General features: G+C 59.8%; 17 protein-coding genes. 10 read left to right on the top strand and 7 right to left on the bottom strand.

The genetic code is table 11. The annotated features are described in order from the left end of the window. Positions 1-8 precede the first annotated feature (8 nt). Genes tssH through TK06_RS21620 form a run of 10 tightly spaced genes read left to right on the top strand, consistent with a single transcriptional unit; the run spans position 9 to position 12999 of the window. Entirely contained in the window at positions 9-2594 is a 2586-nt protein-coding gene (gene tssH / locus TK06_RS21575) for a type VI secretion system ATPase TssH (RefSeq protein WP_063323744.1), read from the top strand. 10 nt (positions 2595-2604) lie between these two features. Continuing rightward, entirely contained in the window at positions 2605-4122 is a 1518-nt protein-coding gene (locus tag TK06_RS21580) for a sigma-54 interaction domain-containing protein (protein ID WP_063323745.1), read from the top strand. A gap of 57 nt (positions 4123-4179) precedes the next feature. Further along, positions 4180-4320 (top strand): hypothetical protein, encoded by a 141-nt coding sequence (locus tag TK06_RS21585; protein WP_063323746.1) that lies wholly within the window; start codon positions 4180-4182, stop codon positions 4318-4320. Between the two features lie 19 nt (positions 4321-4339). Continuing rightward, positions 4340-5185: a type VI secretion system-associated FHA domain protein TagH gene (gene tagH, locus TK06_RS21590; RefSeq protein ID WP_063323747.1), complete on the top strand. Its 846-nt coding sequence runs from the start codon at positions 4340-4342 to the stop codon at positions 5183-5185. Between the two features lie 5 nt (positions 5186-5190). Next, entirely contained in the window at positions 5191-5694 is a 504-nt protein-coding gene (gene tssJ, locus TK06_RS21595; protein WP_063323748.1) for a type VI secretion system lipoprotein TssJ, read from the top strand. Continuing rightward, positions 5691-7022 (top strand): type VI secretion system baseplate subunit TssK, encoded by a 1332-nt coding sequence (gene tssK / locus TK06_RS21600; protein ID WP_063323749.1) that lies wholly within the window; start codon positions 5691-5693, stop codon positions 7020-7022. The genes tssJ and tssK overlap by 4 nt, the downstream gene beginning before the upstream one ends. Positions 7023-7027: 5 nt before the next feature. Further along, the gene (gene icmH / locus TK06_RS21605; protein ID WP_063323750.1) at positions 7028-7891 is read left to right on the top strand and encodes a type IVB secretion system protein IcmH/DotU; all 864 of its coding nucleotides are present in this window, start codon (positions 7028-7030) and stop codon (positions 7889-7891) included. A gap of 13 nt (positions 7892-7904) precedes the next feature. Then, positions 7905-11348 (top strand): type VI secretion system membrane subunit TssM, encoded by a 3444-nt coding sequence (gene tssM / locus TK06_RS21610; RefSeq protein WP_063323751.1) that lies wholly within the window; start codon positions 7905-7907, stop codon positions 11346-11348. Next, positions 11345-12070, top strand: a complete 726-nt coding sequence (locus TK06_RS21615; RefSeq protein WP_063323752.1) for a PP2C family protein-serine/threonine phosphatase — start codon at positions 11345-11347, stop codon at positions 12068-12070. The genes tssM and TK06_RS21615 overlap by 4 nt, the downstream gene beginning before the upstream one ends. Then, positions 12067-12999: a serine/threonine-protein kinase gene (locus tag TK06_RS21620; RefSeq protein WP_063323753.1), complete on the top strand. Its 933-nt coding sequence runs from the start codon at positions 12067-12069 to the stop codon at positions 12997-12999. Before TK06_RS21615 ends, TK06_RS21620 begins: the two co-directional genes overlap by 4 nt. A 209-nt stretch (positions 13000-13208) precedes the next feature. Here the strand turns inward: TK06_RS21620 and TK06_RS21625 are convergent, their stop codons facing one another. From TK06_RS21625 to tssI, 7 genes are all read right to left on the bottom strand, one after another. Then, complete coding sequence (locus TK06_RS21625; protein ID WP_063323754.1) at positions 13209-13568, bottom strand: DUF6124 family protein; 360 nt, start codon at positions 13566-13568, stop codon at positions 13209-13211. Positions 13569-14114: 546 nt separating this feature from the next. Beyond that, the gene (locus TK06_RS21630; RefSeq protein ID WP_063323755.1) at positions 14115-14780 is read right to left on the bottom strand and encodes a hypothetical protein; all 666 of its coding nucleotides are present in this window, start codon (positions 14778-14780) and stop codon (positions 14115-14117) included. A 245-nt stretch (positions 14781-15025) separates the two neighbouring features. Then, complete coding sequence (locus tag TK06_RS21635) at positions 15026-15790, bottom strand: pentapeptide repeat-containing protein (RefSeq protein ID WP_203417388.1); 765 nt, start codon at positions 15788-15790, stop codon at positions 15026-15028. After that, positions 15787-20184, bottom strand: coding sequence for an RHS repeat-associated core domain-containing protein (locus TK06_RS21640; RefSeq protein WP_086936693.1), 4398 nt, complete (start codon positions 20182-20184; stop codon positions 15787-15789). Before TK06_RS21640 ends, TK06_RS21635 begins: the two co-directional genes overlap by 4 nt. Positions 20185-20268: 84 nt before the next feature. Then, positions 20269-20616 (bottom strand): hypothetical protein, encoded by a 348-nt coding sequence (locus tag TK06_RS21645; protein WP_238992561.1) that lies wholly within the window; start codon positions 20614-20616, stop codon positions 20269-20271. A gap of 66 nt (positions 20617-20682) precedes the next feature. Then, entirely contained in the window at positions 20683-21117 is a 435-nt protein-coding gene (locus TK06_RS21650) for a DcrB-related protein (RefSeq protein WP_063323757.1), read from the bottom strand. Between the two features lie 18 nt (positions 21118-21135). Beyond that, positions 21136-23067: a type VI secretion system tip protein TssI/VgrG gene (gene tssI, locus TK06_RS21655; RefSeq protein WP_063323758.1), complete on the bottom strand. Its 1932-nt coding sequence runs from the start codon at positions 23065-23067 to the stop codon at positions 21136-21138. Positions 23068-23311: the final 244 nt, after the last annotated feature.

The following is a 23311-nucleotide window of genomic DNA, read 5'->3' on the forward strand; positions in this document are numbered from 1 at the left end:
TGAATGACATGATCAACGTAGACCTTCAGCAACTGATTCAGGCGTTGGACGCCGAAACCAGAAGTGATCTGGAGCGCTCGGCCGAGCGATGCGTCGCCCGTGGCGCAGACAAAGTCCTGGTGGAAGACTTGATGCTGGGCTTGCTGGAGCGTCCGCAGGGGCTGCTAGCGCGAGCATTGCAGGATGCCCAGGTAAGCGCAGATGAACTGAGCGCTGCGCTGCAACCACGGATGGAACACAGTGCTTCGCGCAATCCGGTATTCGCCCCAGAGCTGGTGCAATGGTTGCAGGATGCACTGCTGGTGGCCAATCTCGAGCTGGGCTGCAGCCAGGTCGGACAAGCCGCGTTGATCCTGGCGTTGCTGCGCAACCCTCTTCGCTATGCGGGGAGTGCTTACCAGGCGCTGCTCACCCGACTGAGTGCCGATCGGTTGAGAGATTTCGCCTTGTCGCAACAGACTCAATCGGTCGTCGATCACTCCGCCAAGCCGGGTGATTCCCTACTCGCGCGCTTTACCCATGACCTGACCCGGCAGGCTCGTGAGGGTCAACTCGACCCGGTGCTTTGTCGCGGCGGTGAAATCAGGCAGATGATCGATATTCTCGTCCGTCGCCGCAAAAACAATCCAATTGTGGTCGGTGAAGCTGGGGTGGGCAAGACCGCCATCGTCGAGGGACTGGCGTTGCGCATCGCCGCTGGAGAAGTACCTTCAGCGCTCGAAGGCGTCGAGCTGCTTTCACTGGATATGGGGCTCCTGCAGGCCGGCGCCAGCATAAAAGGTGAATTCGAACGTCGTCTCAAAGGGGTGATCGACGAGGTCAAGGCTTCGCCAAAATCCATCATCCTGTTCATTGATGAGGCTCACACCTTGATTGGCGCGGGTGGCAACACCGGGGGCGCCGATGCGGCCAACCTGCTCAAGCCGGCATTGGCCCGGGGCGAGCTGCGTACTATCGCGGCCACCACCTGGGCCGAATACAAAAAATATTTTGAAAAGGACCCGGCCCTGGCCCGTCGCTTCCAACCGGTGCAATTGCACGAACCGACCGTCAGTGAGGCAGTGACCATCCTGCGTGGCCTGGCGCGGGTCTACGAGAACAGTCACGGCATTTACCTGCGTGATGATGCGGTGGTCGCGGCGGCGCAATTGTCGGCCCGATACCTGACTGGTCGTCAGTTGCCAGACAAGGCTGTGGATGTGCTGGACACTGCCTGCGCCCGCGTGCGCATCAGCCTGGCCGCTGCGCCGCAAAGCCTGGAGCGATTGCGCGGCGAGTGGGCCGAAGGCGAGCGCCAGCGCCAAGCGTTGCGCCGTGATGCGCAGGCCGGCCTTTCGATTGATCTTCAGGCACTGGAAGCGCTGGAGGTACGTCTGGAGGCCATCGAAGACGAGCGCCGAACGCTGGAAATCCAATGGACTGAGCAACGCATTCTTGCGGAACGCCTGCTGTCGCTTCGTCAGCAATTGGCCAAGGCACGGGAAGCCTCGGTGGATCACCCCCTCAGCGTCGAAGCCCTGGAAGCGGCGCTGCATGAAACATACGGCACGTTGGTGGCTGCGCAAGTCCATGAACGCCTGGTTAGCTTCGAAGTTTGCCCGCGACTGGTAGCCGAGGTCATCAGTGCTTGGACCGGTGTGCCGCTGGCACAACTGGCGCGAGAGCACAATTTGAAAGTCGCCAGTTTCGCAACGGAACTGCGTGCTCGTATTCGTGGTCAGGAGCCGGCTGTGCGGGCGCTTGATCGTGCGATGCGTGCTGCCGCTGCGGGCCTGAGCAAACCCGACGCCCCGGTGGGGGTATTCCTGTTGGTGGGACCCAGTGGCGTCGGCAAGACTGAAACGGCGCATGGCCTGGCCGACCTGCTCTATGGCGGTGATCGCTTTATCACCACGCTCAACATGGCCGAATTCCAGGAAAAGCATACGGTTTCCCGGCTGATTGGCGCGCCGCCGGGCTACGTCGGTTTTGGCGAAGGCGGCATGCTCACCGAAGCCGTGCGGCAAAAGCCCTATTCAGTGGTGTTGCTCGATGAGGTCGAAAAAGCCGACCCGGATGTGTTGAATCTTTTCTACCAGATCTTCGACAAGGGCTTGGCCAACGACGGAGAAGGGCGGGAAATTGATTTTCGCAACACGCTGATCCTGATGACGTCGAACTTGGGCAGCGAACGCATCAACGAGCTGTGCGAAAACGGCGCAAAACCAAGTGCCGAATGCCTTGAAGAATCCATTCGCCCAATACTCAGTCAACATTTCAAGCCCGCGCTGTTGGCGCGCATGTGTGTGGTTCCGTACTACCCGGTCAGCGGGCCGGTGTTACGTGAACTGGTGGAAGTCAAACTCGACCGTTTGGGCGAGCGGCTGCACCGTCGTCAATTGGGTTTCAGTTATTGCGGGCACCTTGTGAATCACCTGGTTGAGCGCTGCAGTCGTAATGATCGTGGCGCACGACTGATTGACCAATTGCTTGACCTGCACCTGATGCCGCTGATTGTCGACCGGTTGCTCGCCGCCATGGCCGGTGGTGAACGGCTACGGCACGTACACGCCGTGCTCAACGGCGATGCCTGCGTCGCGTGTGAGTTCTCCTGAGGTGGTCGCCATGTTCAAGAAACTTTCGCAACCGTTGGACTATGCCGAAGCGCTTCTGGCGCAGTTTTCCGATCTTTCGCGCTTGGCGGACGGTGCTGAGCTGGTGGGGAAGTTCATCCAGGGCGTAGCGCGGCTCAGTGGCTGTGAACTCGTGCAGTTGTACCTGCTCGATGTCACTCGCACCCGCCTGGAAATGAATACCGAGAGCCTGGATGGCCAGTTGCAATTTCGTGACCCGCAAAACCTGCCTTCCGACTACCACGCTGAGCAATTGTTGCAGTTTTCCCTGTGCCAGAACCGTGTGGTGTGCCTCGATGCGTTAAGCGACAGCGTGCACGAAACCGGTTTCCTGCCGCCGCGGGCCACACCCTGGCAGTCGCTGCTTTGCGTTCCCCTGGGCAATCCGCAGGATGGGGTCGGAGGCTTGTTGCTATGCGCCAGCAATCAGCACCTCGACCTGCAAGGGATCGCTGAGTCCCTGAGACATCTTGGAACCTTCGCGCTTGGCCAGATGCATCTGTTACAGCGCCTGCGCGGTCCTGTCGACGAGTCGGTACGTGATACCACAAGCCTGCCGAGTGCCATCAGTTACGGCCTGATTGGTAAGAGCATGGCCATGCGCAAGACCTGCTCATTGCTCAGTAAAGTACTGAACAGCCCCTACACCGTCCTGCTGCGGGGTGAAACCGGTACCGGCAAGGAGGTGGTGGCCCGGGTCCTCCACGATTACGGCCCGCGTCGATCCAGGGCATTTATCGTGCAGAACTGTGCAGCGGTCCCCGAGAACTTGCTGGAGAGTGAGCTTTTCGGCTATCGCAAGGGGGCGTTCACCGGTGCCGACCGGGACCGAGCCGGGCTGTTCGATGCGGCCAACGGCGGCACGCTGCTGCTCGATGAAATCGGCGATATGCCGTTATCCCTGCAGGCCAAGTTGTTGCGAGTGTTGCAGGAAGGCGAAATCCGGCCGTTGGGGTCCAACGTCACTCACCATGTCGACGTGCGCATCATTGCCGCCACCCACCGCGACCTGAAGCAACTGATGGAGGAAGGCAAGTTCCGCGAAGACCTGTATTACCGTCTTGCGCAGTTTCCAATTCCGCTACCGGCGTTGCGCCAGCGCGACGGCGACATCATTGAGCTGGCGCGGCATTTTGCCGACAAGGCTTGCACACTCCTGCAGCGTGATCCGGTGCGCTGGTCAGACGCTGCGCTCGATCACCTGGCCGCCTACGACTTCCCAGGAAACGTCCGTGAACTCAAGAGCATCGTAGAAAGGGCCGTGCTCTTGTGCGAGGGCGGCGAACTGTTTGTCGAGCATTTTGCGCTACACATCCAGACCCCAGCCGAACGGGGCCGCGTGAGCCTACGTGAAAGGATGGAGCAGATCGAACGTGGCCTGCTGATCGATGGCCTGCGTGAGAGTTCAGGCAACAAGGCACGTGCCGCCCGTGAACTTGGCTTGCCGCTACGCACGCTGATCTATCGCCTTACGCGGCTGAACGTTCAGCGTAGTGATTTCAATGATTGATCCTTGCCTTGTTCGTAGCCATTCCAGCCCGGTCCTTTCATTTCTGGAGAAATTTGGATGCCTGTTTTCCCCTGGCGAGCCGTCCTGCTGACGCTCTTCGTGTCATTTGTCCTCGGCGGTTGTAGTGGCAACTACAAATTCAACGACAGTGATTATCGCCCCCTGGGTGATCCACAGGCGGTCAATCGCGGTAAGTGATCCAAGGAGCCTTAAATAGATGGATCTTGTTTTCGAAATGCTGAACGCCAACCAGTTCGTCCCTGTACGGCTGTTTCACAAGACCTTCGGACCGGCCGGCGGAGTGATCGGTCGGGGCGAGGGTTGCCATTGGATGATCCCTGACCGCGACCGCCTGCTGTCCAAGTGTCACGCGCAGGTCAGCTTCCGTGAGGGTGCGTTTTTCCTGACCGATACCAGTGGCAACGGTACGACCCACCGCGAAAGCGGCGTACGCCTGCCCAAGGGCGAACCGGTACGGATACAGGACGGAGACGCCTACATCATGGGCGAATTCGAGGTCCTGGCGCGGCTGGTGGTCGGGCCGTCGAACAGCGTTGCCGAAGCCGGTTGCTCAACGCCGGTCGACAGTCTCATTCCGGACGATGCCTTTCTGGAACTCGACCCGCTGAAAACACTGGACCAACAGGAGCGGGTCCTGCTGGACATCGATGAGTTGATCAATCCCACTGCCGTACCACCAGACGCCCTTGGGCGCCCAGATTATGCACGTATCGACACGGAAAGCCTGCTGGTGCCGGAGTTGGTCGAAGAGCTCGTTGAATCAAGGCCTGCGCCCATCCCGCCCGCCAACGCTGTCGATCACCCGCGCGAAGATTTTTGGGAGCGCTTCGCTATTGCCCTGGGCGTGGATCACGACAGCCTTGATAGGGAGGCCCGCGAAACCCTGGCGATCAACGCCGCGCTGCTGCTCAAGCAGAGCATCCATGGTTTGCAGCAGAGCTTGCGCACTCGCTCGGAGTTGAAAGGCGAACTGTGCCTGGCCCAGACCTATGAAGAACAGGTTCGTCTGATTGCCAGCCTGCAAATCGATCACCACGGATGACGTCCATGTCGCACTGCACGATGCACTTGTTCAAGACTTTGACGGCGCTGGCCGTGACCCTGCTGCTGGGGGGGTGCACCACGTTGTCGCCCTTTTCGACGATGACCAAGCTCAACCTCACCCTGACGACCAGTGATCAGCTCAACCCCGACCTCAATGGGCGGCCATCGCCAGTGGTGGTGCGGTTGTTCGAACTCAGGCATCCGGTGGCCTTTGAAAACTCGGATTTCTTCAGCCTCTATGAGCGCGGGAGGGAAACATTGGCCCCCGACCTGATTTCCAGCGAAGAGCTGGAATTGCGCCCAGGTGAAACCGTCGAGCTCAGGCTCGGTATCACTGGGGATGGCCGTTACGTCGGCATACTCGCGGCGTACCGAGACCTGTCACACGCCCGCTGGCGCTACACACTGCCAGTGGCTGCGACGCAGTTGACCGAAGCGAACCTGACTCTCGACCAGGATGGGATCGCCAACATGCTTGAAAGACAGGCCAAGGTAGATGACCGATGAATCACGATAAAGTCATCTGGCAAGAAGGCATGTTGTTGCGTCCACAACATCTGCAACACAACGATCGTTATTTCGATCACCAGTTGAAGGTTCGTACCCGGTTGCTGGCCAGTTACGCCTGGGGATTCCTGGCGCTGGAAATCGACCTGCAATTTCTCAACATGGGCCAACTGGTGGTCAGCCAGGCCAGTGGGGTCCTGCCGGACGGCAGTCTGTTCGAGCTCGGTGGCAACACCGAGCCGTTGGTCCTGGAGGTACCGTCCAATACCAGCAATGCACCGATCTACCTCGCGCTGCCATTGGTGACCGGCAATCACATCGAGTCCCGTCGTCCGGAGCAATCTGACGTGCTGGCGCGCTACACCATCTATGACGCGCAGGTGACCGACTCCAATGCCGGCGATTCCGGCGGGAGCCAGATCAGTTGTGGCCGGCCAAACCTGCGCCTGCTGTTGGGCGAGCAACAGAGCGACCATGCGTTTGTGAAGCTCAAGCTCTGTGAGGTGCTCGATACCACGGCCGATGGGGTGATCAGGCTCGACCCGGACTTTGTGCCGACCTTCATCCAGGCTCGTTCATCCCATTATTTGTTGTCGTGTCTCAAGGAGATCATCGGCATGCTTGCCCATCGGGGTGACAGCCTTGCCGAGCGGATCCGTTTCAATGGCAAGGCCGGTGGTGCGCAAGTCGGCGATTTCATGATGCTGCAGCTTATCAACCGTAGCGAACTGTTGCTGCGTCATTATCTGGACCTGGAGCAAGTACATCCCGAAACGCTATACCGAATGCTACTGGCCCTGTTGGGTGAACTGGCGACGTTCTCCAGTGACAGCAAGCGCCCACCACGCACCAACCGCTACCAGCATAGCGACCAGGGCGCATGTTTTCGCAGCCTGATGCAAGCGATCCGCCAGGTGCTATCGATGGTGCTCGAGCAGCACGCTATCGAACTGCAATTGCAGCCGCGCCAATATGGAATCACCGTCTCGCCGATGCAGGACCTCACCCTGCTGGATACGGCTTCATTCGTACTGGCGGCTAGCGCCAACTGTGACAGCGAAGAGTTGCGCCATCGACTGCCGTCGAACCTCAAGGTTGGCTCGGTGGAGCGCATCCGCCAGTTGGTCAACCTGCATCTGCCCGGTATCAAGATCAGGCCTCTGCCTGTGGCTCCGCGGCAGATCGCATTCCATGCCAACAAAACCTATTTCATCCTGGAGCCCAGCTCCGAAGACCTGGCGCAACTTAAGCGCTCGGCAGGTTTCGCGTTCCATGTGTGCGGTGATTTCGCCGAGCTTGAACTGAATTTTTGGGCCATCAGGAATTGAACGAAATGGATAAGGAAAATCCCCAGGACGAAACAACCGTCCTGCTCGACCACCATGGACAACGTCCTGCTTCCGGCCCCTTGACCAACGCTGCTGCGCCGCCGCGTTTCGAACAGTTACAAGAGCGAATGATCTACGCCGCGCACCTGCCGCGGTCCCAGGCCTTCAATGTCAGCCTCAATCCGCTGGTCGCGGCGGCTTCCGGATTGTTGTCGCAAATGGTGCAACTCAAGCACGGCCGCGAACGCGAGGATCTGCAAGCTCTTAAAGGGGAATTGAGGCGAGGCCTGGAGCAGTTCGAAGCCTGTGCCTTGCAGGACGGCGTTGAAAACAGTCAGTTGATCGCAGCACGGTACGTGCTCTGCTCAGCGATCGACGAGGCGATCGTCACCACGCCGTGGGGCCGTGGAGGTGGTTGGTCACAGATAAGCCTGCTCAGCACTTTCCACAACGAAACCTTCGGCGGCGAGAAGGTTTTTCAATTGCTTGAGCGCTTGTCGAAAAACCCCATCAAGCACCTGTCGATGCTCGAGTTGTTGTATCTGTGCCTGTCCCTGGGCTTCGAGGGCAAGTATCGGGTGCAGACCCGTGGGACGCTCGAACTCGAAAGTCGGCGCGATGCTCTGTATCGGCTGATCTGCCAGGCACGCGGCGATATCCCTCGTGAACTGTCGCCTCGCTGGGAAGGCTACGATGGCGCGCGACGCAACCCGGTGCGCATTGTCCCGGCCTGGACGGTGGCGGTTTTTACGCTGGTCTGCCTGGGGGTGATGTACTCGAGTTTCGCCTGGGTATTGGGCGAGCAACGCCGAAGCGTACTGCAACCTTATCAACTGTCAGAGTCGGTCGCCGCTCAGCCGCTGCCGTAAACAGGGACGTGTCATGAAATTGCTTTTCAGGAAAGCCGGTGCCTGGGGGCGCCAGACGTGGATTTGGACGCTGCTGGCGGTGCTTTGTATCGCGTTGCTGGTGTGGTTCGCCGGGCCACTCCTGGCCGTCAATGACTACAAGTTCTGGGCAAGCCCGACGGCGCGGTTGCTGACTGTCAGCGTGCTTCTGCTGGGCTGGGGCCTGGCCATGGTTTTCGTCAGTGGGCGCGGCGGTTCAAGCACGAATCTCCAGCAAAACGCCCCCGAGCAGGCTCGTGCCCTGCATCTGGCCAGGATTGAGGATGAGCAGCGCGAAGTGCGCTCGCGCTTCAAGCAGGCATTATCCACGCTAAGGTCATCGAGCCTTTATCCCGGCCGCAGCGAACGCTGGCGCAACGATCTGCCGTGGTATCTGATGATCGGCCCGCCTGCCAGCGGAAAGACCCGTCTGCTGGACCGCTCGGGCCTGGAGTTTCCCCTCAACAAGCTTGAGCGCAAGCCAATCGGCGACACATCGGGGACCCGTTATTGCGATTGGTATTTTGCCGAGCACGCCGTGTTGGTCGACACTGCCGGGCGCTACCTGACCCAAACGGATAGTGATGTCGACAGCAGCGTCTGGGCCGTATTGCTCGAACTGCTGCGCAAGCGTCGCCGCAGTCGTCCGTTGAACGGTGTACTGGTGACGGTACCGACCGAGGTCCTGTTGCTCGGCAGCGAGGACGAAGTGACTACGCTGGCCCGCCAGATTCGTGGCCGCCTGCAGGAACTGCAACAGCGACTGCACGTCGATGTCCCGGTTTATCTGGTCCTGAGCAAAGCGGACAACGTGCCCGGTTTCAACGAGTTCTTTGACTCACTGACTCGCGAGGAAAACGACCAGGTATTGGGTGCAAGTTTCAGTCGGGACCAGCGTGGCTGTGATGTGGCCGTGTTACGTGCCGAGTTCGAGGCGCTGCTGCATCGCCTCAACAGCCAGGTGATCATGCGCATGCATCAGGAGCGCGACCCGCTGCGCCGTAGCTGCATGCTTGATTTTCCTCACCAACTTGGACAACTCGGCACCAGCCTGTGTCTGCTGGTTGAGCAAGCGTTTACCGGCAGCGTCGGTACGTTGCGGGGTTTCTATCTGACTAGCGCATCGTCATCGGGTCGAACCAATACCGCACCTGGTGGGCGCTCACGGTTCATTAAGCATTTGATCAGTCGGGTGATTTTTCCGGAAGCCGATCTGACCGACCTCGTTCAGCGCGAGCGCCGTCGTCTCCATTGGGGGCAGCGAGTTATGTATTTCGGGGCGCTGACGGTCATTGGCCTGTGTGGGCTGTTGTGGGCGCACGGTTTTTCGGCCAACCACGAGCGACTGGACAGTCTGCGTACGCTGACGCAACGCTGGGACCAGCAGCAATCGGTCCAGGCGAATGCTGATGACTGGACCTCGATGCTCGAATCACTGGATATCCGTTTCGAGGCCACCCAGGTTTTCCCACCCTACAGGGCGGTGCCGTTGCATGAACGTGTCGGCCTATACCAGGGCGAGGCGAGCAACCCTGCGGTGACTAACGCCTATGAGCGTGATTTACAGGGGCGACTGTTGCCGAAGGTTGCGCAGAGGCTGGAAGCGCATGTTCGTAACAACTGGAATGACCGTGAGCAACTGCTCAACAGCCTGCGCGCGTACTTGATGCTGGGCCTGCAAGAGCGTCGCGATGTTGCCTGGCTCAAGGACTGGCTGGCCAACGATGGGTCGCTTCGTTACCCCGGCAACACGGCGCTACAGGAGGGCCTGAATGCCCACCTCGAGCGCCTGTTGGAGCTGCCTTTTATCCATGCTCTCAACGAACCGCTGGTGGCCCAGGCCCGGGAAGCCTTGCGCCGTGAGTCCCTGGCAACCGTCGTGTACAGAATGCTGCACGAACAGGCCAGCCATCTGCCGCAATATCGACTCAGCCAACACCTGGGCTCGCAAGGTGCGTTGTTGGTCGGCACGGACCGTGTGATTCCCGGTTTCTATACCCGTCAGGGTTACGAACGCTACTTTTCGGTTCAAGGCGCGGCCTTGGTCACCGAATTACTGCGGGACAATTGGGTCCTGGGTGAAGGCGAGGGCCTCAGCCGCATGGACATGCGTCGCCTGATGGTCGAACTCGAACAGCTGTATTTTCGTGATTATGCCGACCACTGGAGCGAAGCGGTCGGCCAGGTCGCTCTGCAAACCATCAGTAATGCAGGTGAGGGCGCCGAGCAACTTGCGGGGCTGACCTCGGCTCACTCGCCGATTCTGCGGATGCTGGTGCAAGTGCGCGACCACACTCGAATCCAGGCTGTTGCCGAGCAAATCGACGACCTGACGCGAGCGGCAGGGAATGCTGGACATGCCGTTACAAAACTCTCCGCCGTGGCTGGGAAAGCCTCTGCATCCTTGGCCGAAAACCTGCCGGACACCGCGCAAAAATCCTTGCGACGACGTTTCGAACCGCTGCATCGCCTGCTGGACCCGGACAATGGTCCGACGGCTGATCTGGTCCAGGCCTTGCGGGCCGTTGATGAGGTGCAATTGCAACTGGCGAACCTGGCTCGCGCCAGTGCCCCGGAACAAGCGGCGTTCGAGCTGGCCAGGCACCGCATGGGCGGCCAGCGCGATGCGCTGAGTCACCTGCGCGGTGCGTCTGCCCGCCTGCCGCGGCCGCTCAGTGCTTGGTTCAACGTGATGGCTGAGGACAGCTGGCGCTTGGTACTCAATGATTCTTATCGTTACCTGAACCAACGTTATCAGAGCGAGCTGTACAGCTTTTACGGCAAGGCGATCAACAAGCGATACCCGTTCAGTGCCCACAGTGCCAGCGACGTCGCGCTCAATGACTTCCGTGAGTTTTTCAAGGACCAGGGCATAGTCGATCGATTCTTCGACAATTACCTGCAACCCTTCATCAGCGGCTCCGCGGGACACTACCGTCTGCGTAGCATCGAAGGTCAGAGCTTGCCGATGTCCCGGGTCTATCTCGATCAAATGGCAACAGCGCACACCATTCGCCGGAGCTTTTTCGCCGAAAACCCGACCGAGCCGCAAGTACAGTTCAAGCTTGAGCCGTACACTCTGGACCCGGCGGTAAGCCGTGCTGAATTCCGTTTCGGTGACCAGATGCTTGAATACCGCCACGGTCCGATCCTGCCGGTAGCTTTTACCTGGCCAAGCGACGCGCAGAATGGTCGAACCGCCCTAGTGCTGGACAAAATGGTTGGGCGAGGCGTGGGCATCGAGAAAAATACCGGGCCGTGGTCGTTGTTTCGGTTGTTCGACTTGATGCAGAGCGAATACCTTACCGGGCGCGATGTCCGGGTATTGAAGGCGGACCTGGGTGGCCTGCGCGCCAACTATTTGCTGACGAGCCAACGTACGCCGAACCCTTTCGACATGAGCGTGCTGCGCACATTTCGCCTGCCGGTGCAGCTTTGATGGAGGCCGGTCCCTGGTACAGCGCCGCGGGCACGGACCCTGGCAAGACCCGACCACGTAATGAGGATGCTTTTCTCGACTGCCCACAACAGGGGGTGTGGGCAGTGGCCGACGGCATGGGCGGCCACTCGGGGGGTGACATTGCCAGCCAACTGATCGTTGCCAACCTGACGGAGCTGCCGCTTTACCGGGACTTGGCTGAACGTTCGAAAGCGGTGCGCCAATGCCTGCGCTGGACCAACCGACGACTGAGCCAGGAGCTGACCGTCACCGAAGATCATCCCGGCATTATCGGCAGCACTGTGGTGGCGCTGTTGTTGGAAGGAAATCGCGGGGTCTGCATCTGGGCGGGCGACAGCCGTTGTTATCTGTGGCGCGGTCGACGACTGTACCAACTGACCAAGGACCACTCACTGCAACAGCAACTGATCGACACGCAACACATCAGCCGCGATGAGGCCTGTGCCCATCCTGCGGCCAAGGCACTGACACGCGCGGTCGGTGCCGCCCCAGAGTTGACCCTGGAGGTGTTGGAGCTGGATGTTCACCCAGGCGATACGTTTTTGCTGTGCAGTGACGGCTTGTACCAAGGCCTTGGCGCGCAAGCCCTTGGCAGTGCCTTGGACCTGGCTTCGCCACGTGTGGTGTTGGAGCATCTTTTCGACGACGTTCTGCGTGGCCCGGCACGGGATAACCTGACGGCCGTGGTGGTCCGCCCGTGAATGAAGAGGGTAACCAACCGACGTATTCCACCTTCGCCAACGCTGTGCCGACTGTGACATCCAGCCAGCTTTGCGTCAGCGAAACACCGGGCATACTCGCAGGACGCTATCGCCTTGAACGCTTGCTTGGGGCGGGCGGCATGGCGGTTGTTTACCGCGCGCGGGATCTGCTGCACGAACAATTCGCTGATCCCGATCCGTACCTTGCCGTGAAGATGCTCAGCGAGGCATTCGACGTGGCACCCGATGCGAGTGCGCTGCTTTACAGCGAGTTCGCCCTGACGCGGCGATTGCACCACCCGAATATCTTGCGCCCCTACACCTTCGAAGTGGATACAGCCCAACGACGGGCCTTTATCACCATGGAGCTGATGCGTGGCCTGACCTTGGACAAATTGCTTTGCGAACGGCCCCTCGGGCTGCCTTGGCCCGAACTCAAGGCTATCGCCGTGCCGCTGCTGGATGCCCTGGCGTACGCCCACGGCCGTGGCGTACTGCATGGCGACGTGAAGCCAAGCAACATCATGTTGAGCGAAGAAGGCCTGCGCCTGTTCGATTTCGGTTTGGGCCTGGCTGAAGAAGGGCCTTCTCAGCACCTGCCAAACCTGAACCGTGAACGCCTTAACGCCTGGACCCCTGGTTACGCGGCGCCTGAACTGCTTGAAGGTGAGCCCCTTTCAGCGGGTGCCGATGTCTACGCTGTGGCTTGCGTGTTGTATGAGCTGGCAAGCGGCAAACACCCATTCCAGCGGTTACCTTCCACCCAGGCTCGCGATGCCCGGTTGGAGCGCGCGCTCAAGGCGCCGCACAACCTGCCCCGGCGTTGCTGGCCGGCGCTACGAATGGCGCTGGCGTTTGATCCGGGGCAGCGGCGTATGGAGGCGGCTCGATTGCGTGACGCGTTGGGTGGCGTGTGGTCTTGGTGGTGACGTTCTTGAATGGTGAAATGAGCCATGATCAACCTTTATTTTGAACACTGCGGCTGCTGTTGTGGCGAGGGAGCTTGCTCCCGCTCGGCGGCGCAGCCGTCGTAAATCGGCTGATGCGGTTTTTCTGTAGGAATGCGCAGGCCTGTTTGGGGGCGGCTTCGCCACCCAGCGGGAGCAAGCTCCCTCGCCACGGGTTGGAGGTGTAGCGGCTAGCGTGGATCGACGTTATCCAGCACTCGGTTTGCCAGCAATGAACTCAGTTCGATCAGTTGCTGGATGCCAAGGGCGATGTGGCGGCGGGGGCCTTCGAGGTCGAAGGCCAGGTTGCTGATCATCGCGTCGGCTGACGCGAGGTTTTCGCTGAGGTTGGCGAGCAGGCATTCGTTGTCGGCGTTTTTTGCCACGGTGAAGAGCTGGCCCGGTTGGGATGCATCTTCGGACTTTTCCGGTTTCGGTAGCAGGTAGTAATCCAGGGCGCGCTTTTCTGCTTCGTTTTGTTTCTTCGTTTTGGATTGAGTGGACGCAGAGGTGCGATCTGTTTCGGGGGGATTTGGTGTAATTTTGAACATTGTGGAGCTCCTTTCGTAAGAGGAACCATCACCGTCTGCCGCCAAGCAGATGGGGTGACGGATTACACAAGGTTGGCGGACCGGAACGAAAGGAACCCGGCATCCCCGAGGGGATCCTTGCGCAACCCGCCATAACATAGGAGTGCCAATGCCAGAGGCATCGCAGTCATATTGAGGGGCTGTTGCGCCTTTCGTGTACCGGGCCGCCAAGCCCGACCACTGATGGGCAGTGGCAGGGAAACGATAGAACCCATGAGCAAGGCGCACAAGCGGGCGGATTCTGGCGTAGTTGTAGGCAATGGCGCAAGGATTCGTAGCTTGGTGGAGGCGTTGCGGAAGGAGAATAAACAAGCCTTCGTAATGCTCAGGATTCGGGGCAAAGGAGCTTGTTCTCGCTCGGTGGCACCGCGGTTTTTCTGTAGGAGTGCGCCGGCCTTTTTGGGCGGCTTCGCCGCCCAGCGGGAGCAATCTCTGGCCACGGGATCTGCGTTTCGGATCAGGCCCTGTGGTGTTGGCTCGATCGGTATTTCGCCCTTTGAAGAGCTGTCAAAGTTTGTCCAGGCTAGAAACCGTGGAGGTGTAGAAGGCCACGCCCGACTTGTCGATGACTTTTATTCTGCCGCCTTCTTCCTTGAGGTCTTTGAGGTACGGACCGAACGCTATTTCGTCGGGCGCGGTTCGCAGAATCTCTTTGTCGAGTACCGGTGTGTCTTTCCTCAAGACCTTAAGGTTCATGAGGAAGCAGTCGAGGGTTAACTGGCATTCCAGGGCGCAGACATAGTCCGACCCTTTTATTTTTTTCTGCTTGAAGGTCCACTCGTTTTTATAGTGGTTCCCGCGGAACTCATCCATCGCGTTTTTCAGCAGATCGTCGGGCAAGGTGATGTGCGGGCGGCATTTCTCCAGGCCTTCCAGCAACAGTTTCATAAAGAATTCATTGAGCTCGTTTACCGATGTGCATTTTTTATAATGCTCGGTATCCAAGCTGACGTTGACGATGAGCGCGCCGCTGGAGTTTACATAGGGCTCATTGACGGCTTGGCGTGTTCCGACAAAGCAGATTTTCTTGAAGTTCGGCGTTTCGAATTTTTCTGCACTCAGCCGGCGCTCAAGGAAATTGCAAATCGATCGGCTTTGGTCGCGAAACGGATGAATGATTTCGTCGCTGAATTCGCCCAGGTCGGGATAAAGGTAAATTTCTTTTAAGATCATGGTCTTGAATGCCTCGCTGGGTCTAGTTCCTGCCTGCGTCGATTCGCGTTTCTTCGCTCAAAATCTCGACGTTCCAACGAGCAACTGGGCCGGCCGGCTCCTTTTTGATGACTCTGGATTCGTAACGTCCTCTTGAAATCCAATACTCATACGTAGACCTGAGCGAGCCTCGTGAGGCAATCGCTTCACAGGCTCGTGGGTAAGTTATTTAAGCCTTTCCAGTGCGGGGGGCGGCCGTCGGGGGGCTATTCAGAGCCCTTGAGATGGGAAATAAAAAGCGATGAAAACTCCAAGCCTTCATAGCTTTCCAGATTTTTGATATTGAAGAGGGCCCCTCGTTGTGTTGTGAGCTTTTGCAAGCGTCGCTTCAGTAGCTTATTGATCGGGCTGTCTGGTTGAGACGATAGGTGATCGAGCGCCTTTTTCGCACGTGCTGACACGTCCTTGAAGAAAATGTGTTGGGCATCAGTAGGTGGGACGATGCTCTCAAGGTCGCAGTTTTGAAAGGTGACGTAATCCAGTTTGCAAAGCTCAAAATCGACAAGCAGTGGGGTGTTCGGCTGGTCGGATATGAAGCTCACTTCTTGGAGCTTTCCAGCGAACTTAACATGGGTCATTTTTTTTGCGTTGAGCGAGTTGTCAATGATTTTGCATTGGCTGAATGTGCAGTTGCTGAAGTGGCAATCGACCAGTGCGGTTTGTCGAAAATCGCACTTCAGGAAGGTGCAGTTTTCAAATCTGCTGTCACTTAGACCTGTTGCCCGAAAGTCGACATTGCTGAATGTGCATTGGACTACGGTTGTTGTGTTGAAAAATCTTGAGTTGGAGAAGTCGGTTTTCTCGAATTCGCAATTTTCCAATAGACAGTTGTCAAAAATCGGGTAGGAAAGTGTTGAGTTCTTTAATTTGGTGGCACCAATGAACTCATTTTTGAAAAGCGTTTTTTCAGGTAGGACGAGGCCGTCCTGCTCAATGCCAGATAATGTTTTTGATGGGATTCTGTCACTCACCACAACACTCCTTCATAACCATTGCCCCAATCGCCATAACGCCGTTGATGGGTGCCTTTTTTCCAATCAGCCTTCGTCGTCAAGTCCCACCAGGACTTGCTTTTCGGATCATACACATCGGGCAGGCGTTGTCCTGATTTAGCGACATTCAGATGTGCAAGCGACGGATCTGCCAGCACCCTACGTTTGAATTCGGCATCGATCCTTTGACCTACATAGCGCCGGTAGCGAGAGCGTGCCTGTCCGAAGTCGCCTCTGTCATAGGCGCGTTTGACCGCCGCTCGTTGTTTTAAAGTCAATGAGCGTTGAGGGTTACGGTACACGGCTTTTTTCGCTGCGTTGGCGTGAGCCTGTAACTTTTTAGTCGTTGAGCCGCATGGTGCCCATCCCCATGGATCGATCCATCCCAATGGGTTAGGGGCATATTGATAGAGATTCGCTCCCCCTGCCAACCCAATCGGATCCGGCGTCGTAAACCGCCCCACATCCGGATCATAAAACCTGAACGTATTGAAATGCAGCCCGGTTTCCCGATCCAGGTACTGCCCTTGGAACCGCAAATTCTGCTCTTCGATGTAATACGGTTCACGCACTTCTTCCAGCGTGTTGCCCCACACCCGATACGTGGCCTGCCACACGTTGTGGCCGTCGGCTTCGGTGAGTTGTTCCGGCAGGCCGTTGAGGTCGTTGTGGTAGTAGCGGATCTTTTGCAGCGGGCCGCTTCCATCGACGCGGGCCAGGGGTTCGTAGCCGTCGTCTTCGTAGAGGTAGAGGCTGGTTTGCTGGTGGCGGTGTTCCTGCAACAGGCGCAGGCCGTCCCAGGTGAAACGGGTTTCGCCCAGCGGGTAGCCGTGGTTGTCGTGCTCGGTTTTTGCGATGCGCCGGCCCAGCGGGTCGTAGGCCATGTTGACCACGCTGCCGTCGTCGTTGCGCACCTCGATCAAGCGGCTTTCGGCGTCATAGGCGAAGTGTTGCACGCCGCGTTTGGCGCTGCGTTTTTCGATCATCCGGCCGAAGGCGTCGTAGCGGTAGCGCTTGTCCTGGTAGGTCAGCAGTTTGTTGTGCACCACCAGCCCGGCGCCGGGGGCCGGGCCGTCCAGCAGGTTGGCGGCGGCGTCGTAGGTGAAGGTCTCGCGTTGGCCGTGCAGGCTGTCCTGGCTGGCGATGATGCGGCCGGTGGCGTCGTAGTGCAGTAGCTGGCGCTGTTGTGCGGCGGGTTGCTGGTCGAGTTTGCCGATGAGATTGTCGGCGGGGTCGTACTCGAAGTGTTTCTGCACCGCCGCCGGCAGCAGCGAGGGTTGACCGCTGTGGCGGCGTTGTCGCGTGCGCAGGCGGCCGCTGCGGTCGTATTCGCTGCGGGTGCTGATCTGCCCTTGGGTGCGCAGCACTTCGCGGTGCAGGCGGTCGCGTTCGAAGTCGCTGATGACCTTGCCGTCGAGGTTGATCTGGTGCAGGTGGCCGCTGCCGTAGTACAGGCGGTTGACCCAGCGGCCATCGGGCAGTTGGCTCTGGATCAGGTTGCCGAGTTCGTCGTAGTGGTGCTGCAGGCTGCCGGCGGTGCTGTTTTCGGCGAGCAATTGACCGAGGGCGTCGTAGGCGAAGCTCAGGGTCTGGGCGTTGCCCTGCAGGTCGGTGAAAGTGACGGCGGTGAGTTGGTCCAGCGGGTCGTAACTGTATTCGGTGCGGCCATCGTCGGTGACCTTGGCGATCAGCCGGCCGACGGCGTCGCGTTCCAGGCGATGGACGATGGGCGCCGGCGGTGTTTCGGGAATGAGCGCCAGGCCTGTGCCGTAGGGCGCGGGCATCGCCGTCACTGCCGCGACGTTGTCGAGGCGGTCGTAGTCGTAGCGCTTGGCGCTGCCGTCCAGGTCCTGTTGTTCGGTCAACCGATCCCCTGCATCCCAGGCAAACCGGTAGCTTTCACCATTCTCGTTGGTCAGCGCTTGCAGCCGGCCGAAGCTGTCGTAGGTGAACTGCACTTGCCGGCCCTGGGCGTCGGTGCGTTGGCGGACCTGGCCGCGGCGGTTGTGTTGGTAGAGCGTGGTGTGCCCGGCCGGGTCGGTGTAGCCGATGAGTAAGCCTGCGGTGTCGCGCTGGTAGTGTTCGGTGCGGCCGTCCGGTAATTGGTTGCCGAGCAGGCGCCCTTGGGCGTCGTAGCTGAATTGGGTGCGCTCGCCGAGGGCATCGGTGATGGTGTGCAGGTAACCGCGCGCGTCGTAGCTGAAGCGCGTCGGGTAACCCGAGCAATCGACGTGTTCCACCAATTGGCCGAACGGGTTCCAGCGCAGCTTTTTGTTTTTGCCGGTGGCGTCGATGATCTCCACGACCTGGCCGTGGGCGTCGTAGCGGTAGCGGGTGACGTGGCCCAGCGGGTCGATTTCCGTCGTGCAGTTGCCGCGTTGATCGTAACGGTACTTCCAGCTGTGGCCGGCGGCGTTGGTGTCCACCAGCGGCAGGGCCCAGTGTTCGAGCCAGAGGGTGGATTCGCTGCGGCCCAATGGGTCGGTTTCGCCGATCAGGTTACCCGCGTCGTCGTAGTTGAATTGGTACTGGCCGCCCTGTGGATCGGTGGCGCTGAGCATCTGGCGCTCATCGTTCCACTCGAACAGCCAGGTCTGGCCGAGGTTGTCGGTGTATTGGGTGATCTGGTGCTGGCTGTTCCAGTGCCGGGTGCTGACGCGTTGCAGGCTGTCGCTGATGCGGGTGATGCCGGCCTTGAGGTCATAGTCGAACTGGTAGGCGTCGCCTTCGTCGGTCCAGTGCCGGACCACGCGCCATTCCTGATCGTCTATCAGGGCCCATTCGTAGAAGCAATGCAGGCCGCTGGGCAACTGGTGCTCGACCATCCGTTGCTCGGCGTCGTAGCGGAAGCGCCGTTGCACCTGGCCGGTGGCGTCGCGCACTTCGGCGAGGGTGTTGGCCGCGTCGTAGGCGTAGCTGACCAGCACTTCCCGCGATTGGTCGGGGTAGAGGCGCTCGATGTGGGTGACGCGTTCGCCTGCGCGGATCAGCTCGACGTGCACCAAGTCGAAGGTGTCGCGCAGCCGTACCAGGCGTCCGGCGTCGTCGTAGTCGAGGTGGATGCGGTTGTCGTTGCGGTCGCCCAGTTGGCTCAGGCGCAAGTGTGATGGGTTGGCTGGCGAAGGTTCGAACAAGCGGTACAGGCCGTCTTCGCTTTCGATCAGCAATTGCCCGTTCACATGGCGGCGCACGGCCAGGCCTTCGCCAGCGCTGAACACCGCGCCGCCCAAGGGGATCGAACCCATGTCGATGGGCCGGCCCTGTTCGTCGGTGTAGATCAGGGTTTCGCCGCCCTCGGGGTGGGGCTGGATTTGCACCTGCACTTCGTAGGCGACGCTCCACCCGGCACCGAACAAACTGTCGCGACGTTCGTCATGGCTGTTGTAGACGCGCTGCCAGTCAATCGGCAGGATGCCGGGCAAGACGAAATCCAGGTCCTCGTCAGCGCCCAGCACCTTGGCCCCGGTGGCGGCATGCACCGGGTTCGACGAACCCATGGCGGCGTTGGCGGCCGCGTTCGCCGCGCTGCTGGCGGCCATGGACACCGCGCCGCCCACCAGCATGCACGGCAGTTTGCTGAAGAACTTGCCCTTGCCACCCTTGAGCATCAGCAGTGCGGTGACCGCCAAGCCCACGCCCGGGGTCTTGCCGCTGCGGATCTCGCGCACCACCACCGAATCGCCGCCAATGGTCACGTTGGACGAGATCAATCCAGCCGACACCACCGTCGCATCGCAGGTGCTGCGGTCGCCACTGCGCACGGCGGGCTGGCCGTTGATGGTGACCTTGTCCGAACCTTCGGCCATGAACTGCGGTGGCATGGGTGGGTGCTTGGTGCAGATCACCAGGTCTTCCGGGCGGGTCTCCGTACCGGGGGCGGGCGAGGCGACAGTGGGGCGCCACATCTGCGAGAAGAAATTCCCGGCCATGTCCAGGTAACTGGGTTCTTCTTCCGGCTCGGGCATTTCCAGTTCGGTGCCGGCTGGTGCGACATGGGAAACCACAGCGCCGGCGGCGCGGGCCGAGGGGATGTTGTTGGTGAAGGTGTCCTTGGAGCCGGTGAGGATGTTGGCCTGCACCGTGGGCGGAAAGAGGGCGTTGCCGATGCCCTCGCATAAATTGCTCAGGCCTTTGTCGGCCCCGGTCTTGCTCATGGCCAGGCCGACGACGGTGCCCACCACCAGGCCCAGGACGAAGCAGCCCAGGCCGCCGGTGGCGACGGTGATGCCCGTGGCCGCGACCACTGCGGCGGTCGCCAGGGCGGTGATCGCGATGTTGGCCGCCACCTCCAATACACCGCCGAGGATGTCGGCCATCATTGAGGTGTGATCGAGTGCATCACCCAGGCGGGCGGCCCAGAGCGCGTCAGACATGCACGTTGCTCAGGCGGGTAGGGTGGCGGATGATCGTGGGTTCAAGCAATTTGGTGCCTTCCATTGCGCCGGTGTCCTTGTGGGTTACGGCATGCTCATTAATGCCATTTTCAGGCGCTTGATCAGCTTTGGTTTCTTGAGACAATCGGTGGGGCGTAGATCACCTAGCGCGGGCACTTTTTGCTCCATCCACCACAACCCTTCTTCGAGCCCTCTTTTACCATAAAGCACGACGGCCAAATCAAGGTGCTCATCCATGGCCTTGGCCAACGTACGCGCGTTGTCATCGAGATAATCCTCTTCATACAAGCGTACAAAACTTCGCCAACCGTCATCGCCCACGTATTCGTCTTCCAGTCCCATGTTGAAACCTGCCAAAGGAATCAGTGTGTTGCCGGTAGGGTTGTACGTCGACAGCTGCCGGGGCTGCATCACCGTTATCCGGCATCCATGCAAGCTGACCCACCGCTATCGCGAGCAAGCTCGCTCCCACAAGGGTCAGGGTTGGGTGTCGAACACCAGCGACCCCTTGATCGTCGCCCAATGCGCCGTCTCGGCATCACCCAGCTTCTCGGCTTTCACGTAGCTCAAGGCAAGCATCTTGCGAGTGCCGGGCAGTACCAGTGCGAGCTGATATTGGAAGACCTTTTCGTTGCCCTTGTTGAACTGGCTGCGCAATTCAATGGCTTCGACTTCCTGGTGGGCGCCCACGCGCACGGTGGCGCCCGGTTGGCAGCGCAGTTGCTGGACCTGTTTTTCCAGGCGCTTGAGCTGGTCGTCGAGGTTGCTTTGCAGGGTCTCGCCGTCGGCCAGCAGGCTGCGACTGACGATCAAGGAGGTGCCCAGCTCGGGGAACTTGAGGATGTTGATCGTCGCGTCCAGCAACTCGCTGGGCGGCAGCTGGAGCTGGAATTCATTGAGGCGGTAAGTCATGGCGCATAAATCTCGAAGTTAGCCCTTGGGGAACGCGGCGCTGATGTTGGCGTCGATGCTGCCCTTGACGCCCTGGCCGTCCGGCGTGGCACCGGGGCCGCCGCCGTTGTTCAGGTGCAGCACGCCGCCAGTGTTGAACTCGGCATCGCCGCTGGCGTAGAAGCTGATCTGCACGCCGCTCAGGTTGATCTGGCCGCTGGCGTTGAGCTCCAGGATGCTTTCACCGCACACCAGGCGCAGGTTCTCGCCCACTTCGATGACGTAGCTCTGGCTGATGCTGTCGGTCTTGCGCTGGCCAACGGAGAGGATGTCCTCCTGCTTGACGATGCGCAGGCGGTTGTTGCCGATGGTCACTGTTTCGTTGTGGCCGATGCTCTTGTTGCGGTCATGGCCCACCGAGTGGCTTTCGTCCACCTCGACCACGATGTCCTGGTTGCGCTCGGCATGGATGTACAGCTGCTCGGCGCCTTTCTTGTCTTCCATGCGGATTTCGTTGAAATTCGCTGGCGTGCCACCCTTGCTCGAACGGCTTTTCATGCCGCTCTGGGTCGCGTTTTCAGGCAGGTCGTAGGGCACGGTCTGTTCGGCGTTGTAAACGCGACCGGTGATGATCGGCCGGTCCGGGTCGCCCTCGAGAAAGCTCACGATCACTTCCTGGCCGATGCGCGGGATCTGCATCGAGCCCCAGTTTTTCCCGGCCCAGGATTGCGACACCCGAATCCAGCACGAGCTGTTTTCGTTGGATTGGTCGTGTCGGTCCCAGTAGAAATGCACCTTCACCCGGCCAAACTGATCGGTCCAGATTTCCTCGCCCTTGGGGCCCACGACCAACGCGGTTTGCGGGCCCTTGACGATGGGGCGGTGGGTAGTCGCCAGTGGGCGATAACTCTGCTGGGCGTCGATGCAGGTCAAGCTGCTTTCGAACTGCGCGGTCGGCGCGCCGCCACCGGTCTCACCGCTCTCCTGGGAAATGTAATAGCGGGCACCGACGATCAGGTATTCGCGGTTCTGGTCCTGGCGGCTGAAGCCGGTGAGGCTGAACAGATGCCCCGAGCCCAGGCCCCGGGCGTTGCCGGCCAGTTCCACCTGTTCGTGCAGGCTCTGCAAGGCTTCGATGCGGGTGCGGGCGTAGTGTTCGCCGTCGGTGCTTTGCACGTAAGTGCCGGGGTAGTCGTACAGCGGATAGTCGCCAGCCGTGTGTGGGCGTGGCATGGCCGAGCGCACGTCGATGCGTGCGCTGGGACGCTGGAAATCGTAGTCGTTGAGCTCAAGCGAACCGGGCTGGACTTCCTGGGCCAGGTGCCAGTCGTGGATGTGGTCGCGCTCGCGCTGCTGCTCGTTCTTCGGGTAGTACGGCACCGAACCGTAGCCGGGGGCCGTGGTGTGGGCGCCATAGGCGTCAGCCAGCACCAGCACATGGCGGCCCTGTTCATGGCGGAAGAAGTAGTAGATGCCTTCCTGTTCCATCAAGCGGCTGACAAAGTCGAAACTGGTCTCGCGATACTGCACGCAGTATTCCCACTCGCGATAAGGTCGGCTCAGGGCGTCTTCGAAATCGGAAAAGCCCAGGTCGCGGAACACCTGCTTGATGATCTGCGGGATGGTGAGGTTCTGGAAAATCCGGCAATCGGAAGTGCGGGTCAGCAGCCACAGCCACGGCCGAAGCGTGGCTTGGTAGCTGGCGAACTGGCCCTGGTCGACGTTCTGGCTGCAACGGGCGACGATGCCATGGAAGTAGCGCTCGCCACCGCCATCGAGCTGCAGGCTCACGCACATGGGCTTGCCGAGCAGCTGGTTGAGGTCGATGGCATTGTCCAGCGAATGCAGCTGCAACTCGTAGTTGAACAGCCGCCCCAGCTCTTCGCCACCGCCCATGTCTTTGAGCAACAGCACCTCAGGTCCGAGGGGGCTGGTGACCTTGGCAAGGCGTGAGGCTTGGTTGAATAGCATCGGTTGTCCTTATCGCTGTCGCAGTCCATTTGACGCTGCGCAAGATTGCCGGCTTTTGACGTTGAAGATCAAGCGATCGCGTCCTTTGACAGCTCGTGCACGGGCATGAAATCGCCAGAGTAGTGACGCTGATCGCATAATGTAGTTCGTTGCTTGGGGTAGAGGAACCCGGTTCTTGATTGTTACCAGGCATTACTTGAATATCTGCTCCTTCGCGCGTCACCTCACGTCCATGGAAAGCGAT

It is taken from the genome of Pseudomonas fluorescens, from assembly GCF_001623525.1.
GTDB classification, from domain to species: domain Bacteria; phylum Pseudomonadota; class Gammaproteobacteria; order Pseudomonadales; family Pseudomonadaceae; genus Aquipseudomonas; species Aquipseudomonas fluorescens_Q.